The 18,065-nt window shown below is 48.6% G+C and carries 13 protein-coding genes; 6 read left to right on the forward strand and 7 right to left on the reverse strand.

Going from position 1 to position 18,065, the window contains the following annotated elements; translation table 11 throughout:
* The first annotated feature begins 199 nt into the window (after positions 1-199).
* The 3 genes from KW844_RS27440 (at position 200) to KW844_RS27450 (ending at position 3,183) form a co-directional block, all read left to right on the forward strand.
* Positions 200-1,525, forward strand: a complete 1,326-nt coding sequence (locus KW844_RS27440) for a TlpA disulfide reductase family protein (RefSeq protein WP_218379971.1) — start codon at positions 200-202, stop codon at positions 1,523-1,525.
* 240 nt (positions 1,526-1,765) lie between these two features.
* Entirely contained in the window at positions 1,766-2,044 is a 279-nt protein-coding gene (locus tag KW844_RS27445) for an HTH domain-containing protein (protein WP_218379972.1), read from the forward strand.
* A 437-nt stretch (positions 2,045-2,481) separates the two neighbouring features.
* Positions 2,482-3,183, forward strand: a complete 702-nt coding sequence (locus KW844_RS27450) for a LytTR family DNA-binding domain-containing protein (protein WP_218379973.1) — start codon at positions 2,482-2,484, stop codon at positions 3,181-3,183.
* Here the strand turns inward: KW844_RS27450 and KW844_RS27455 are convergent.
* The 7 genes from KW844_RS27455 to KW844_RS27485 all read right to left on the reverse strand — a co-directional run bounded on the left by KW844_RS27455 (position 3,180) and on the right by KW844_RS27485 (position 11,866).
* Complete coding sequence (locus KW844_RS27455) at positions 3,180-3,878, reverse strand: virulence factor (protein WP_218379974.1); 699 nt, start codon at positions 3,876-3,878, stop codon at positions 3,180-3,182. The genes KW844_RS27450 and KW844_RS27455 overlap by 4 nt on opposite strands.
* 75 nt (positions 3,879-3,953) lie before the next feature.
* Positions 3,954-6,476, reverse strand: coding sequence for a phosphatidylglycerol lysyltransferase domain-containing protein (locus tag KW844_RS27460; protein ID WP_255578657.1), 2,523 nt, complete (start codon positions 6,474-6,476; stop codon positions 3,954-3,956).
* A 157-nt stretch (positions 6,477-6,633) separates the two neighbouring features.
* Entirely contained in the window at positions 6,634-8,178 is a 1,545-nt protein-coding gene (locus tag KW844_RS27465; protein ID WP_218379976.1) for a hypothetical protein, read from the reverse strand.
* A 106-nt stretch (positions 8,179-8,284) separates the two neighbouring features.
* Positions 8,285-8,935: a hypothetical protein gene (locus tag KW844_RS27470; protein ID WP_218379977.1), complete on the reverse strand. Its 651-nt coding sequence runs from the start codon at positions 8,933-8,935 to the stop codon at positions 8,285-8,287.
* 34 nt (positions 8,936-8,969) lie between these two features.
* A complete protein-coding gene (locus tag KW844_RS27475; protein WP_218379978.1) occupies positions 8,970-10,628 on the reverse strand; it encodes a hypothetical protein in 1,659 nt (552 codons plus the stop codon).
* A 184-nt stretch (positions 10,629-10,812) separates the two neighbouring features.
* Positions 10,813-11,238, reverse strand: a complete 426-nt coding sequence (locus KW844_RS27480; protein WP_218379979.1) for a universal stress protein — start codon at positions 11,236-11,238, stop codon at positions 10,813-10,815.
* A gap of 55 nt (positions 11,239-11,293) precedes the next feature.
* A complete protein-coding gene (locus KW844_RS27485; RefSeq protein ID WP_218379980.1) occupies positions 11,294-11,866 on the reverse strand; it encodes a TetR/AcrR family transcriptional regulator in 573 nt (190 codons plus the stop codon).
* A 706-nt stretch (positions 11,867-12,572) separates the two neighbouring features.
* Here KW844_RS27485 and KW844_RS27490 point away from each other — a divergent pair.
* The 3 genes from KW844_RS27490 to KW844_RS27500 are packed head-to-tail and all read left to right on the forward strand — an operon-like array spanning position 12,573 to position 17,895.
* Positions 12,573-14,357, forward strand: coding sequence for an alpha-L-fucosidase (locus KW844_RS27490; RefSeq protein WP_255578658.1), 1,785 nt, complete (start codon positions 12,573-12,575; stop codon positions 14,355-14,357).
* A 15-nt stretch (positions 14,358-14,372) separates the two neighbouring features.
* Complete coding sequence (locus KW844_RS27495) at positions 14,373-16,520, forward strand: alpha-galactosidase (protein WP_218379981.1); 2,148 nt, start codon at positions 14,373-14,375, stop codon at positions 16,518-16,520.
* A gap of 31 nt (positions 16,521-16,551) precedes the next feature.
* Complete coding sequence (locus tag KW844_RS27500; RefSeq protein ID WP_218379982.1) at positions 16,552-17,895, forward strand: alpha-L-fucosidase; 1,344 nt, start codon at positions 16,552-16,554, stop codon at positions 17,893-17,895.
* Positions 17,896-18,065: the final 170 nt, after the last annotated feature.

Consider the following 18,065-nt stretch of genomic DNA (forward strand, 5'->3'; position numbering starts at 1 on the left):
TTTATTATTGTATCACAATACGCGGTTAATTTTCTCCACTGCACTAAGCAAGCATTGGGCTACGTAAAGTTTTCATTTACTATCGTTGTGAATACAAGCCCCCTATGGTGTCTACCATGGGGATTTGTGTTTGTATATTAACCGCTGCTTAACGACTGCATAACAATTTCACGATTGGAATGATATTATCATTGTAACAATGTTGTTCTCTAATACCTCCATATCACTATACTTTATTGGTGTGTTATTGTGTATGCAGGCCACTGCGCAGCAGGCCTGTATCACGGGAAAGGTGCCTGGTGGCCGTAATGGGCAGCAGGTGTCGGTGTCCTACTGGGTGCAGCCGGGCATATCCCCGGCGATTACCCAGGAAACGGCCCTGGTGCGGGATTCTTTCTATTGCAGCATTCCGGAGGCACAGGCAGGCCCGTTGTTCTTTTATGCGGATGCAGGGGAGGGCAGGAGCTTTCAGGGCATTATAGGCAGGAATGATAGTATTCATATTATTTTTTCGGGAGATACTATTTTGCTCTCTGGCAGAGGGGCCGCGTGTAGCCGTGTACTATACGTCTGCAAACGTTCCCTGTCCGCCACTACGGGAGACGCTACCCGGCAAATGGAACGGGAAAAGCAGTCGGTGCAGGCAATTGAAACGCAGTTGAGCCGTTGCCGTGATAGTATGCCGGCGGACATGCATGCCTTACTGCGGGCGGATTTGCTGGGACAGGTAGGCTCTCGCATGATCGGTACTTTCTGGCAGCAGGACCCAGACCTCCAGGAAACAATATACCAGCAGCACATCCGGCCGGCCTTACCGGATATTCCGGGTAGTGAACAAAATGCTTTGTCTGCACGCTTTCTGGCTTATCAGCTGGAAAAAGCACAGGTAGATTATTACCGGAGCAGTCATCTGCAATGCACCAACAGCGCCGTGTATGAATGGATTAAAACCCATTATAGCAGCGGGTTACAGGAAAAACTGCTGGCACACCAGCTGTTGATGGCCTTTGCCATGGGCGGCATGGAAGAGGAACTGGAAAACTGCGCAAAGGATTACCTCGCCTTTGTGCACGACCCTATCTGTAAACAGGCAGTAGCCATTCCATATAATAAGATGAAGCGGGGCATCCGCAAAGGCATACCGGCACCGGCTTTTAGTCTGCCCGATTTGCAGGGTAACCCCGTGTCGCTCAGTCAGTTCGCCGGTAAAGTGGTGCTGCTGCACTTTTGTTCCGACGATGATAACCTGTTACCCACCCTCGATGAAATTTCAAAATGTTTTCAGAATGATCCCGTTGCCTTTTTGCATATAGGTATGAAACCCTTTGCTGTAAAGGGTGTTGGGATACAGTTATATCCCGGTGCACAATTTGCCACCATGCAGCAGCAATATAACGTGAACGCATGCCCCACATTAATTGTAATAACCCGCGACGGCAATATTTTCGCAGTGAAGCCGCCAAACCCCGCAGAGGACTACGGTACAGCGCTTACCAATATTATTTACGAGGCATTGCAGCAGTAAAAAAATATGGATTCCTTCCAATAAATAGTGGGGCACTGCGTTTATTATGCGGACTCAGTATAACCGAAAGGACGCGACTGTAGCGCATACGCGCTATTTACATGCAGCAAAATTTATAGAACTACAATTAAATCAAGTTACTAATATTTACATTAAAATATATATATCACAAGCTTGGTTTAATCAGTACAATTCCGTAAATTAAATATTATAACTCATCGTTAAGCCCCTCTATGCCACATGCCAAAGCGTTATTTTGACCGTTTACAGACCATTGATTACCTAATCAGGATCAAAGGCACCGGGAAGCCCGCTCAGTTAGCCAAGCGGCTTCGTATTTCCGAAAGAACACTCTATGAATTCCTCAAAATGATGAAGGAGTTAGGTGCTCCCATTGAATACGACCGGTACAAGGAAAGCTACTATTACTCGGAAAAAGGTGGATTCAATATCAGGTTCACGAAGAACCTGGTCACCGCGAGTGCAGTACTCCTTACCTTCCTGATCACATTGTGGTAATCACGGCCTGATGCTCACTCACTTACGAGTGATGCCGCCGCATTGCACCCCAGGTGCCCAAGATGCCGCAGCCCGACCTTAACCCGCCGGCCGTCAGCATCTTTTGTTAGATCCATCAAACATTGGTGGACAGGGATACTTTTTGTATTCCTGTTCACCTTTTTTTGTTAATTCCTGTTCCGTTAACATTGAGTAAACAATTGACACTTTTATTATCGCCAATTTTATAGCCGGAAGAGTCCTAAAGCAATGTGCCAATGACAACTAATAACAGCCATCAGTGATCGATGAAACAACGAATTTTTTTTCATAACGCGGTTTAGATTAGATTTTTAATACTACGCAGGTTTCTATCGAGTCACCTGCTACTTTTTTAGTCCGGTAAAGCAACCGCACCGGTTTGTGCTTCGTAATAAAAAAAATAATACATCAACTGTATGATGTTAAATTGCCTCATCCTTGGTGACATACCCAACGGATTCCAAAACCTGAAAAGGTTTATCAATGATACCTCCTTTACTTTCCTGGCCAAACACTGCCAGAGCTTCGACGTGGCCATGCCACTCCTCGATACCGAAACCATTCACCTCATCTTCGCCGGTACCCCACCGCCAAAACCGGAAACGCTATTCACAGAAGAACAGCATAGCATGACCGTACTAGTATTATCGTACCCGGACAACAATCCCTACCCGTTCTATGTTTGTCACGAAGAGGTACTGTTTCCCCACCTTACCTACGAAGCTTTTTATAATCTCGTTTACCGACTATATAATATCATCAACATGGAAGGACAACAAACAATTCCCCCAAGAACAACCGATCACTTCATGATCCGCTGTGAAAACCACTTTGAGAAAGTAAAATATGCAGACCTGCGCTACCTGGAAGTAATGGACGATCACATTCTCCTCCATACAAAAGACCAGAAAATAGCCACAAAAGAAAAGCTGGACTGGATCATGGCTCAACTGCCACTGAGCGAGTTTATGCACGTACACCGCTGGTACGTAGTCGGATTTCACCACATCGATCAGCTCGAGGCCGATCACCTGTTCATCGGCTCCGTAAGGATTCCGGTATCCAAAAATATACAGCCGGAAATTGAAAAACGGTATAAAAAACGCTGGACAAACTAATGCGAAAAGCCGGCAATCAACTTACCGGCAACACCCGCCGCATCCTCATCGTAAGTATGCCCGCCAGGTAAAACCAATTTCCTGTAATGCGAAATCGTTAGGTCTGAAAGATTAAAATCTTTCTCTCCTTCCCCAAATACCAATAACAACGGCCTGGAAATCTTATTGATCTCCGCAGGCACACTCATGCCCTTATTGCCGCCCTTACCCATCATATCCGATAAATGTACCTCCAGATCAGTCACCTTACTGGGAGATAAAAGCACCACCTCCTGCACCTCCGCCGCCATAGCCGCCGGTAAGTGAGTGTAAATAAACGGCATTACATCCGCCCCCATCGAATAACCGATCAAAATAATTCCATGATGCGTATTCCACTGCGCCTGGTAAAACCTGACCAGGTTAGCCACATCCCCAGCCGCCTGCACAGGCGTCTTTTTGTTCCAGAAATACTTTAACGCATTCAACGCTACCACAGGATAACTACGCCGCTGGAACTCATCTATCACATTCGCAGAAAATTTCTTCATCCCACCATCACCGGTGATATAAAATATTAAGGGAGATGTAGAGCCCGCCGGTGGCGCTTTTGCCAATACGGGTAAGTTACCTGGCACCGATTGCGCCCCCGCTGAAAATACCCCGGAAAGCAATAGCAACGCCATAAACGTGATAGTAATAAACCTGCTTGTCATAAAATTTTCCATTCATCAAAGGAACAAAGTCCCCCTCGCATTGTTCATGCCAAAAAAACAAGCCTCATCAACGCACTACGGCTGCATCACCTTATTCAGCGCCACCGGCAACTGTAGCAGGTCAAAGTCGTGCTCATACACCAGGTACTTATTGGTCCACTCCGTAGCATATTTACCCTTAAACTCACGCAACCCCTGGTAATGCCGGAAGAAACGCAGCTTTTCATATGCGTACTTCACCATTTTTTCAGCGGTATTCTGAGGCTGACTAATACCAGACATCGGTACCATGCCCAGGTTCAGCGTTTCCAGCCCCTTGGCCTGGGCCTCCTGGATCAGCGCAATAATCAACGCATCCATTACCCCACCCGGTGCGTCGGAACGCTTACGGATCAAATCATAGGTGCAGGCACCAGGCGTATAATCAGGGATGATATTTAAAAATGCCACCACCTCACCTTCGGCATCGGTAACTGTAAACACATCCTGAAGACGGATTTCCGCGGTATCAAAAAGCCCCTGTGAAAAAGTCATTTCCTTTACTTCGTATTGTGCCAGCCACTCGTCGCTCACCGACTTCAGATCAGCCAGCAGCTGGTCCGTTTGTGGCGCCGTGTGCAACTGCGTAGTATAGCCTTTATTGGCCAAACTGTTTAAGCCGTTACGGAGCGATTTCTTGTCCTTACCACTCAAGGTGAAATCACGCAAGTCCATAATGGCTTCTTGCCCAATCAGCATTTTCTTCTTCTTAAGATGATTAAAATAGTAAGTACTATCCTCATCTACCCGGTAAAAAGCAGGACGCAGCCCCATCTTCTTGCATTGCTCCTCAAATTCACTCAGCAAACCTTCCTTATTCAATTCACTGCAAACCGGTTCCTCCAGCACAATTGCAAAACTGCTGGCTACCCGGTACGCCACAAATCCTTCATAGGTATCAGATACAAACAGCAGCTTGTCGCTCCCCACCTTAAAATAATCCATAGGCGAATTGCCATACTGACTCAGGTAGAAACGCGCTTTCTCCATAGCACTGTTACTATGTTTCGTTACTTTCAGATAGGGTCGTATGACGGTATAGAAAAGGAACGCCCACGCACCTACGCCCAGCACCCGTATGGCCGACATAAACTCCTTCCCGAACCGCGTTACCGGCACCAGCCCGTCATCATCCAGCAGCATAAAGCCATGGAATGCATGGCGCAGCGATTGCAGCCAGGTGAACTCCCTGCCAAAATGTTTCACATTCAGAAAATAAAATCCTACTGATCCAAACAGCAACACCACCCCAAAAGTGGCAATGGCCGTTACCACGCCAATATTCACCAGCTGTGGATTACTTTTTACACGGTATTGCCTGGCCGTAACAATCAATATAACGCTGGTCACAAGCGCCAGGGTGGCCTCCTCATAATCGAGTGCCTTACTGATATGCCCTATCACCGATAACAGGGAAACCGACAACGCCACTATCCACGCACTCCGCAAACCACGGAACAGGAAGGTGGCCGTCACCAGCAACACCAGCCCGAGAAATACCACCAGCAGGTTGGAAGCATGTATGGAATCACCGGGAATAAGCGCACGCAGCATATGCATACGTGAAGCTAAAGGCGGCGTTAACACCGAAAAAATATTTACCATCCCCAGTAAGAAAATCAATATCGGAGGTAATATGCGCAGTACGAGATCTTTCCCCTTCAGGGCAAAGGCAAACATACCGGCAATCAGTGGCAGCCAGAATTCAAATAAGCGGAACAATAAGGTGATTTCCAGCGCCTGCAACGACGTATAGCCGTAATTGGTAAGCAGGTAGGCAAGCGATAACTCTATAGCTCCCAGCCCACGCAGGAATGGAGAGATGATCAGGAAAATGGTAGCCACAATGTAGCCTACACAGGCCGCCTCCATACTGGGCGTAGCTCCTACTGCCAGCATGCTGAGGTACAAATGTGCAATGCCCGCCACCTCAATCAGCACAGAAGCCAATATGGTTTTGGTGAAGGCCGGCATCTGCAACTGAAAAGTAAAAATCTCATCAATCTGATGTGCCGCACCAGGAAAGTATTTCGTAAGCAGGCGGTATAAACGCCCCTTGTGCTGCATGGAACGTACAAACAGTACCACGCCTCCCAGCAGCAAACAAATAGTTACCAGCCCCCACGCCGCGTCCCGCATGGAACCGGCATGCAGCATCGCATATAACACAACAGGGATGCCTACCACAAAAACAGATAGTATACCCACAAAACCGTAGATGCCGGAGGCCTGATGAATTTGTTGTTTGTGCAGCTGTTCCTTTTTAAGGCTCTGCGGAAGATAAGCCAGTGAACTGATGCCTCCGGCTGGCAGGAATACAGACAACAGGTTGCGCTTCAGAAAAAGCTCCGTGCTTTTTATCAGGTTCAGTTTTGCACCAATTGATTTAAAACTGTAGACGTACATCGCCGCCTGAAAAAGTATATAGGCTGCCGTTATGACTACACCCAGGAGCACCCATTGACGGTCGGCCCGTTCTATAGCTGGTATCAAAGCTTTGAGCTCATGGCGCTCCGCCCGGAAGAAATAAATTGCCAGGAGTATGAACAGTACTGCCAATAGTTCTTTCCAATGTAATTTTCGTAGAAATGCAGGTATATTAAATTTGTTTCCGCCAGACATAGCTGTATGCTTCAGTGTATTTTATAACTGCAAAGTTAGGTCTTGTTATGCTGCGCCAGCCGCTACCGGTGTACTTTAAGGGGATTTTAATTTCTTATAACCTATTGATAATGATTACTTTTTCAACGTGAATGATTTGACTGTCTTCTCCTATGAACTGCAGGAAGTAGGTGCCGGCGGATAATCCGGACGGTACATTTATTTCGTAGTAGTTGCGGTTTTGCAACGGCTGCGGGAAGGCGGTATAGCCAGCCCGGCGGCCCGGTACATCAATAAGCGCCATCGCTTTAATATGTAATGCGCCTGAATAATATACATGCAACACCGTACCAGCCCTGACAGGATTTGGCCACACCCTGATCTGCCCGTCTACAAATTTGCCTTTCACAAGGCGTATCGGACTGTAAAAGAAGGAACCATCAGTCATGATCACTTTCAGGCGATAGAGCAAGCTTTGTTCTGTGTCCTGTATGTCCAGGGAGTCGTACCCCACAGATACATAGCTGATGCCGTTTGGACTTTTGGTAACCACAAATCCAACTGAATCGAAGTTGGCGGCATCTAACAATTTCCGCTCAATGGAAAATCCGCGCAGAAAATATTCCCGGCTGGTAGCCCAACGCAATGTGATGGAGTCAGAAGCAATATCATTCCTGAAAGCATCAAAAAATTGCAGGGTAGTTTTGCTGGGGCTGTTAAGGATTTCGGCCACCATACTGGTAAAAAATGCACTGTTGCCCTGGAGTTGAAAGCTACGGGTATTGAAAGCGGCATCTGCATCCGGCGCACTGGTGGTGTAGGTACTGGGCGACACTGGCGCGGACCTGGTACGGGAAGTATCCCAGTTACTGCCATTGAAGTAGGCCACGTAGCTGCTGTTGCGGTTAGCTTCAAAATCGGGCCCTTCGTCTGACAATTTATGCACCAGCGTTATACCCATCTGCGTATTGGTTGTTAGCGGATCTATTTGCCAGGTCTTATTTACGGTAGTGCCAAACAAGTTCCGGCCTTGTGTGAGCTGTGCCAGCACACTATCGCTCACGGCTGTACGAACAGTGCTGGTGCCCGACTGCATGCTTACCACGGCAGGCGTATAGGAATCAGGCCGGGTGCCTACCGGGAAAACAATCAGGCCATTGGCGGGTTGTATATTGGAGCGATAAAGGAAACCACTGCCAAAACGGCCCCCGGTAATAATGAAATTACTATCGGAGTAATTGGTGATGATGCCGGGTGTATGATGTCCTACCACCAGGTTCCAGCCGTTAAGAAAAATACTCCCTTTTCGCAGGTCCAGCTCATGGCTGATCTTGAGATCGTTGAGATCGTCGAGCACCAGTCCGGGCGAATTAAATACGCGCAGGTTTGGAAAAATAGTGCCTGCGTTTTGTGTCACATTAAAGCCTCCGCTCACATATTGATACACCACGCCAGGATTTGATCTGCCTGGTTGTATAAACTGAAACCAGCCACCGGTGCCGCTCAGGCCGTCGTTACTTTCATCAAGGATGGAGGCTCCTGTGTTATTGCGCCACCTTAATCCGTAGAAGTTGAGCACAGAACCGGGCATGGAGAGGATGTTGCCTTCATGCGTCATATCACCAAACACAGCCACTGTATCCTGGCCAAACAGGGCCATATGGCCGCCGGGATGCAGCCATGTGCCTGATTGTGCCAGCAGCAGTTTGCAGCAGCAGGTAAGCAGGAATGTTAATATGTATTTACGTATATGCGTAAACGTGTGTTTAATACCCGGTGATCGTGAAATAGATTTTATGCGATGTTTGAGCGTCCATTCCCACGCTGTTACCTAATCCGAGAATTCCCGGATCTCCCAACACAACCGCAAACGTGATGCGGGTGGTGGTAATACCCAGTATGCCTACAAAAGGGACGGTGTTAGGAGTAGTGCCTCCCCTGGCAGTGGCTTGTACACTGAGTATTCTGGTATAAAAGCCTGCAGGCAGGTTGATAAACGGAAAGCCGGTACTGATATTACTGATGGAGTCGGTAATCACTTTAATAGGCTGGGTGATTACCGAGGTGGTAGGTGTGGCGGTGGTCGCATTTGCCAGGCTGTAAAACGTAGGCGACGTAAGGTTAGGCGCCGTCAGTTTTTGCCATGTTGATCCCACGCGTACGTATAAACTGGTGTCTGTAGTATTAAAAACAATCATGCCGGCAGGCGCAGTATTCAAAGGCGTTGCAGCCAGTGCTGTTCCTGGCACGCGTGTGAGTAGCAAACCTTGTTTGCTGGAGTTTAGTTCCAGTACGGCGGCCTTGCTGGTCACGGAGGTGCCCAGGTCGCCCAGCCGGAGCTGTTGTGCATGTACACTGTTAAAAAGAAATACCAGCATGCATACCAGCAGCCATCTTTTGATACAGGCTATTTGCATATGCCAAACGATTTGGTGATCGGATAAATGCCGGTTATTTCCGGATTACATACCAGTTGCTGCCATCGGTTTGGAGGGTAACGTAGGTGTAATCATTATAGATAACGTAAGTGCTGGCGCCATCAATGGTGCCACCGGTAGGGGTAATGGTCAGGCTGTTATCGATGCCGCCGGTACCTATTTTTTTAATAGTGTATATTCTTCCTCTTATTGATGTGGGAGATGGAAGCGTTACGGTGATACTACCGCTGCTGGTATTAACGAGTACGGTGTTGTCAGTAGCTGCCAGGGTACCATTTGAGGAGAGGGTAGTGATGTTCATGGCTACGGAGCCGCTTACCTGCAGGGTGGAATTAGCTGCGGCGGTGCCGCCCACGTTAGCCGCAAGGCCTACCTGGAGAGAATCCCGCACGGTCTTATTACCCGCAAATGTTTGAATGGAATCTGTTACAATACCGCGTGCAGTGGTGCTGGCATCGGGGATATTGATGACGATTCTGTTGGCGGTAGTGGTGCTGTCGATATTCACATTCGTACCTGCCTTACCGTTAACAATGCTGATGGCGGGTCCGGTTTGACTATTCACGGATTTAATACCGGAGCTGAATGCGGAGGAATCCACGACTCTTTTTTCAATGGCGCCGGTAGTGGGGTTTCTGAATAAGACGGTGGTGGTAGCAGTGCTTACATCATTGGGAACTGTGCCAAGTACTACACCGCCGGTGATATTGGCGCCGCCGCCGGTTACATTTACACCGTTGGTGATGGTGGAGCCTCCGTTGATGCGTAAACCGGCATTAGCGGTTAGGCTGTCCTGGAAGGTTTTTTGTCCACCGAAAGTTTGTGCCGCTATACTCACTGCGCCGGGGTTGGTTGCATCCGCGGGCGCCAGTTGTAGCACGCCATTGGTGATGGCCATACCATTGGCGTTGGGGGCAGCCAGCAAGGCACCGATGGTAATTGCCTGCTGCTTGCTGCTGAACGAGAGCCAGTCGGCATAGGTGAGCAAACCTGTTTTCAGCGTAGTGCCGTTCACGATAGGAATGTTCATGGTCACGGAGCTGTCGGCTGCATTGGCAGTAATACCAAAATTCGCGTTCGCCGTATCGGCTTTGATGGTAATGCCTTTGTTGGTAAGTCCGTTGATGTTTTCAATGGCGCCGGCGAAGGCGGAGGTGCTTAATGAACGCTGACTGATAGCTCCTGTGGTGGGATCGATCACCAGGGTAGATACCAGTGTAGTCGTTGAAGGAACGTTTTTGAGTTGAACGGTTTGATCAGCATTCACGTGAATAGCTTCCGTTGCATTGGTGCGGATGGAGAGCGGCTGACCGTCTGTTGTTCCGAGGTAGTTGGTGGCGGTGGTGCCGGCGTTTCCGGTGAGCTTCCAGCCGGAGGCGCTGACGGAGAGGCTGTCGGCGAGTCGCGACCAGTAACCAGCGCGGCGTACCAGTAAGCTCTGGTTACCGATAAAATAGATGATCATACCATCCGGCGCTGTATTGAGCGGGGCGAGGGTGGTATCGGCGATACGTGGCAGGAGTAAACCCTGGCGGCCACTTTCCAGTTCCAGTACGGATGCTTTGTTGATGGTGCCGGGGTTGTCGCCCACTTTAAGCTGTGCTATAGCGGCGGGGGCCAGCAGAAGGAAAAATAAAACTAAGAGCAATGAGGGTGCGTAGTAGTTCTTCATGGATGTGTGATTGAGGAATAAGCAAAAGGGGATAAGTCCAGATTTTGGGATACTGGGTCAGGCGGGGGTATTGATAGTTATTCCGTTTTAAAGATAAGCTAATAATGTACGAGGCACAAAAAAAGGCCGTGGTATTTTCGCCACAGCCCTTGTTGTTTTAGTGATTGTTGAGTGTTAGTCAGGATTAGTGATCCGCTTTGTTGTATGGTACAACGAGCACGGGTATACGTGCGTGGCGGATGATGGATTCGGCGGTGCTGCCTACCAGCATATGATCGATACCGGTACGGCCATGCGTGCCTACCACCAGGATGGCGGTATTGCCTTCATGTGCCTGTTCGAGTGTCACCACTTTTGGATTGCCGGTGGCTACAACGATTTTTATGTCGGCGCCGGGATGTTGTGTCTTGTAATCTGCTAATGCTGCTTCTGTTTCGCGGATTCGTTCTGGAAGGTCTGATACCGTTTCAGGTAATGCCATGCCAAGGCCTACTTCCACTACGGAGAAGAGGGTAACGCTGGTCTGCATTCTTTGAGCCAGTGCTACGCCCTGACTGATCACTTCTGCTGAAAACGGGCTAAGGTCTACCGCGATCATTATTTCGGACATACGACTTTAATTTTAAGTGGTTAATGTTTCCGTTATGCTGAATGTTTATTCATTGCTATGCTTTGAGTGCATCCCAGCAGAGGTTAAACGTAAGGTCTATCTTTCGTTTGCTCAGTGTTTCGTTGCTGTAATGCGTTTGTTTCACCAGTTCATTGAGCGCTCCCATGATGAAGGTGAGGAGCAGACTTGTGTCGGCCTGTTTTACCAGTTGTTCCTGCTGACCTCTTTCAATGAGTTCGAAGAAGGGGGCGGCCAGCTCTCTGGCTTTTTCCCTGGTTTCGGCAGTGATATAGGGTGAATGGAAGCATTGTTCCACGAATACCACCTCTTCAAAATGCTGAAGTTTGTATCTGAGGATATTCATCCATACTGTTCTGAATCCTGGTTTAAAAGGCTGGGAGGCATCATATCCCCTGAAGGCTACCTGCACGGAGTTGGCCCGGCTGCAGGCGAAAAGAGCGTTGATGAGTTCGTCTTTTCCGGTAAAGTATACATAGAGGGTGCCGGTGGCGATGCCGGCTTCCCGGGAGATGTCGCCCATGGTGATACCAGCGAGCCCCTTTCGGGCTACCAGCTTGAGTGCTGCCTGGTAAATCAACTCCACTTTCCTGTCATCCTTCAATTTCATAGTACAAAGGTAAGCGAATAATTATTCATTTAAGCGCAAGGGAATCTTAAAACCATCAAAACAACGGTCACCGCTCCGGCGGCCAAACAAAAACGCCTCCCAGGAATGGGAGGCGGGTACCAGTGTTATCTAGTATTAGTAGTAATGTTAAATTGCTAAGTGGGGGACCTTAGCAATTTGAATGCTAATTAAACCATGTTTGTAAACCTGTTTTCTCAGAAAAATGAGTTAAAGAATTCTGAAAATACCTGATACACAGCTTGCCCGTACATCAGACAATACAAATGTACCCCCCGGAAAATGGTCAAATGTTAATAGGAAGTGTGTTAATCCGTGATTAACAAAAAAATAAAAAGAAAATGCCCTTGCAATCGGATGCAAGGGCGAAAGTGAACATTCACAGATAATGTTCCCCGATAATGGAACTATAACGAATAAGTTGATAAAAACAGGCACAGACACCGTGCCGCTAAAAAAGGTGATTGCTAACCGTGCTTCAGCACTACTATTAATCGTGCAGTACTACGGAACTAATATGAAGTTATAAAGATTGTTCGGTGTTTTTAGTTAACCATTAGTTAACCCTGGAAATTACCGTCCTTTTCATAGGATTTTCCCTTTCCCTGATACCTTTTTTTAATTCACTTGCTCAACCCGTCAGGTATCAGTATTTTTTCACTTACGCATTTACCAGCCTATGTTCCACATGATGAAAAAACTGCTTTTCTTATTACTAACGTGCACGTGTATACGTTCTTACGCCCAGGATATGCCCGATATGTGGACCAAAGGAGCCGCAAACTCCAATAATCCTAATCTGGAATGGTTCAGGTCGGCAAAATTTGGCCTCTTTATCCACTGGGGACTTTATTCTAAACTCGGCGGCCGCTGGAACGACTCCAGCTACTACGGCAGCGGCGAATGGATCATGAACCGCGCCAAAGCACCCGCCACCGAATACGCCAAAGTAGCGCAAACATTCAATCCCACCGGATTTAACGCCGAAGAATGGGCCGGCATCGCCAAAGAAGCCGGTATAAAATACCTCGTGATCACCGCCAAACACCACGAAGGCTTCAGCATGTACGATTCTAAAGTCACCGACTTCGATATCGTAGACGCCTCCCCCTATAAAAAAGACCCCATGACGCCACTGGCAGCTGCATGCCGCCAGCAAGGTATCCGCTTCGGATTCTACTATTCCCAGTTCCTCGACTGGCACGAACCTAACGGCGGCGGCAACAGATGGGACTTTAAAGAACAGAACAAAGATTACCAGCAATATTACCGTACCAAATCAGTTCCACAGCTGAAAGAACTGCTTACCAACTACGGTCCGCTCGATATCGTATGGTTTGATATGCCCGGCGGACTCACCCCGGAACAAACTAAATCAATGATCGACAGCCTGCGCCAGCTCCAGCCCAACTGCCTCTTTAGCAGCAGGGTAGGGCATAACCTCGGGGATTACCGCGACTTTGGCGACTCCGAAGTACCGCCCACACCGATCTCTGGCGCATGGGAGTCGATCTATACACACAACGACTCCTGGGGATACATCCAGCATGACCTGAATTTTAAATCTCCCAAAGAAATAATAAGACTACTCTCCAACGTTGCTTCCAAAGGAGGAAACCTCATGCTCAACGTAGGCCCTGACGGCAACGGCAAATGGCCTGAATACAGCATCAAATACCTCCGCGAAACCGGAAAATGGCTGAATAAATACGGCGAATCCATTTACGGTACCACCTACGGCCTCATCCCTACGCAGCCATGGGGCGTAACTACCAGCAAACCCGGTAAACTCTACCTTCACATCTGGAATAAACCTGAAAACGGACAGCTGATAGTACCAGGCGTAAATGCAAAAGTAAAAAGCATTAAAATCCTCGGTGATAACAAATCGCTGGCCTGGAAGCTCAACGGAAAGGACGTAATAATATTACTGCCAGCCACCCTGCCGGACGATAGAAATACCGTGCTGGTGATGGAATATAGTGGTCAGCAACAAGACCTTTCCCAGCTGCACACACAAACGGTAAGCAATCAATATCCAGCTACTACGATGTCGCCGGTATGGGCCGTGTTCAATGGTGCCGCGGAAACAAAATCATTCACCTATTCGCATTATTTTGGCGACTGGAAACACGATAACTGCGCCATCAATATGCTGAAACCGGAAGATGCGCTGGTGTTTCCCCTACACGTACAGGAAGCCGGCGATTATAAGGTGGTACTGGATTACAACTGTGAAACCACCGGCGCCACCCAGCCCGGCCTGGTAACACTCGGCGCACAGCAACTGCCCTTCCTGACATTGGCCACCGGCACCTACGACAGTCATAAACCCATGCTGTTTATCGACCATGCCGTAGGGGTGATCCACATTGATCAGCCTGGTGAATATAACCTGACTGTAAAGCCTGCAAAGGCGAATAACAAGGAGTTGTTCAGACTGCGTAGTGTAGTCCTGCAGCCTCTCCGATAAAAGAACAAGTGAACAATGAAAAACATAAAAACTATTGTAATAGCCGCAGGATTGATCTGGCAGATGCAACCGCTGCAGGCCCAAAAGGCTGACAAACCGGACTGGCTGATCAGCAACAAAGGTTACAAAGCCACTGTAACCCAAGCGGGAAAAGAGGTAGTGATCTCTAATGGCCTCCTGAGCAGAAGCTTCAGGGTTGCTCCTAACGTGATCTGCACGGATTTCAGGAACCTGGTGAGCGGGGAGCAGCTGCTGCGCGCAATCAAACCGGAAGCACAGCTGCTGATCGACAACGACACCGTTAATATCGGTGGCGCCTATACGCAGCCGCAAAAGGCTTACCTGATGCCTGCATGGCTCGATCATATGACAGCCGGGCCCAAAGATCTGCGCTACCTGAAACATGAAACCGCAGACCTGAAACCCGCATTGCCGGACAATGGGCATAGCAAAGCCGCTTCAGGGAAATCACTGATTTTCCATTATACGACGGCGGATAATTCGCCCTACAAAGGAATGGTGGTAAAGGTACATTACGACTTGTTCGACGGTGTTCCGGTGATTTCAAAATGGTTGGAGATCACGAATAGTACTGGCCGCGCGCTTCAACTGAAACAAGTAAAAAACGAAATCCTGGCCACCCCGGAAGAAGAATCAGCCGTGGTAGGAGGAGTAACGCAAATGGCTACACCGCACGGTTTGTATGTGGAAAGCAACTATGCTTTCAATAACGCCATGAAAGCCAATCTGAGTGATCAAACCACTCACTGGAAAGCGGATAGTACCTACACTTCGCAGGTAAATTACGACCTGCAAACACCTTGCGTGCTGGAAGTGTACCCGATAGTGCCGGTAGGTATCCAGCTGGATAAGGGAGCACATTTTGAATCCATCCGCACCTACGAACTGCTGCTGGATGGTTATGACCGGGAGCGCAACGGATTGGCGCAAAAGGCGATGTACAGGACCATTGCACCCTGGACGAAGCGTAACCCCATCTTCATGCACCTGGTAAGTACAGACCCGGAAAAGGTGAAAACAGTAGTGGACCAGTGTGCGGCCACCGGTTATGAGGCGGTGATCCTGAGCTTTGGGAGTGGATTAAATATGGAAGATACCAGCGCGGCTAATATCGCTAAATATAAGTCCCTGGCTGATTATGCTAAATCGAAAGGGATAATGCTCGGCGGCTACAGCTTATTTTCCAGCCGGAAAATCAGTGACGAGGATGATGTAATTAATCCGGCAACCGGTAAGCCCGGTGGTGCATTTTTTGGCAACGCACCTTGCCTGGGAAGTAAGTGGGGCCTCAGTTACCTGGCAAAAATCAAATACTTTTTTGACGCTACCGGCTTCAGCATTTTTGAAAACGACGGGCCATATCCCGGTGACGTATGTGGTTCCACCACACACCCGGGGCATAGCGGAAAAGACGATTCCCAGTGGAAACAAATGTTGCTGCAAAAAGAACTATATCACTGGATGTACGCCAGAAACATCTATGTAAACGCGCCGGACTGGTACTTTCTGGATGGCACCAACAAGATTGGCCTGGGCTACAGGGAAGTGAATTTCTCCCTGCCACGTGCGGAGCAGCAGATACTGAACCGGCAGAATATTTACGATGGCCTGTGGGAAAAAACGGGACCGATGAGCTGGGGCTTTGTACCGCTCACGCAATACCAGGGCGGTGGTGCGGCTGCTACGCTGGAGCCGCTCAAAGACCACCTCGATGATTATGAAAAGCTGATGATGCAGTATTATGGAGCGGGAGTGCAGGCATGCTACCGTGGGCCCCGTTTGTATGATACGGATGCCACCAAACAGTTGGTGAGTAATGTGATCAGCTGGTATAAAAAATATAGGGAGATATTAAATGCCGATATGATTCACCTGCGCAGGCCTGATGGGCGCGACTGGGATGGGATGATGCACGTAAGTGCCGGCTTGCCGCAAAAAGGGCTGGTGATGTTATATAATCCTACTTTACAGGCTATTACCAGGGAGATAAAATTGCCGCTGTATTATACTGGTCTCGCTCAAACCGCGCGCATACGTGAGAAAGAGGGTATAACAAAAACGTATAGTCTTGACCGTGGGTTTAACGCCACTGTTAAAGTAACCATACCAGCATCAGGCTACACCTGGCTGGTGGTTGAATAACCTTGATCAAACCAAAAACTATAATCCACTCATGAAAAAGATCACACTTGGGTTTCTTACGCTGCTGATGTTGTTAGTGTCGCAGCTGCAGGCCCAGCAAAAGCTTACGAACGAAACAGATGCCCAGAAGGAGCAACGCATGGCCTGGTGGCTCAACGACCGCTTTGGTATGTTTATTCACTGGGGACTTTATTCACTGCCTGCCCGCCACGAGTGGGTAAAAAGCCGTGAGCGTATTACTGACAGTGCTTATCAGAAATACTTCGATAACTTCAACCCTGACCTGTACAATGCACGTGAATGGGCACGTATGGCAAAGGCTGCCGGTATGAAATATGCCGTGCTGACCACCAAGCACCACGAGGGCTTCTGCCTGTTTGACTCCAAATTCACCGACTATAAATCTACCAATACCGCCATCAAAAAGGACCTGGTAAAGGAGTGGGTGGACGCTTTCCGCGCCGAAGGCCTGAAAGTAGGATTCTATTATTCCCTGATCGACTGGCATCATCCAGATTTCACCATCGACCAGCACCACCCGCAGCGCCCGAATAACCCGGCAGATTACGAGAAGCTGAACAAGGGCAGGGATATGGCTAAATACAGAACCTACCTGCACAACCAGGTAAAGGAGCTGATGAGCAACTATGGAAAAATAGACATCCTCTGGCTGGACTTCAGTTACCCGGGTGAGCATGGTAAAGGTCATGAAGACTGGGATTCCAAAAACCTGCTGGCAATGGTGCGCAAGCTGCAGCCCGGCATCCTGGTGGATGACCGCCTGGACCTCAATAATTATGATGATGGCTTTGACTTTGTGACACCTGAGCAATATAAAGTATCAGAATGGCCGGTGCGCAATGGCAAACGGGTGCATTGGGAAACCTGTCAGACTTTCTCCGGTTCATGGGGTTATTACCGCGATGAAACCAGCTGGAAGGATAACAAGCAACTGCTGGTGCTGTTGATTGAGTCCGTAAGTAAAGGCGGTAACCTGCTGCTGAACGTAGGCCCTACCTCCAGAGGTTTATTTGACTATCGTGCCAACAAGGCACTGAACGGCATGGGCGATTGGATGACGGTGAATAGTCGCGCTATTTACGGTTGTACCCAGGCACCGGCTGAGTTCAAAACGCCTGACAATACGCTACTGACCTACAACCCAACCACGAAGCGCCTTTATGTGCACTTGCTGGATTATCCATTGCAGCGCTTTGATCTCCCTGGAATGAAAGGAAAGATCAAGTATGCACAATTCCTGCATGATGGTTCAGAGATCAAAATGAGAGCTACTGAAAAAGGAGATGTTGCGATGGAATTGCCGGTGTTGAAACCAAATGTGGAAATTCCGGTGATTGAGTTGGTGCTACAATAAAAATTGGATTAAAATTTTGTTATATGCTGGTATAGTCCGCCTTTGGAAGTAGAATTCCGGGGCGGATTTTTTACTTTTATGGGGGTGTGATGGCGGGCGGCATCCCGCCTACAGGTCGATATTTGCTTTAGTTGGTAAACGCCGCGGAGGTTTGCAGTAAAACTGGCGGC

The organism is Chitinophaga sp. sic0106 (assembly GCF_019219075.1).
Lineage (GTDB): Bacteria > Bacteroidota > Bacteroidia > Chitinophagales > Chitinophagaceae > Chitinophaga.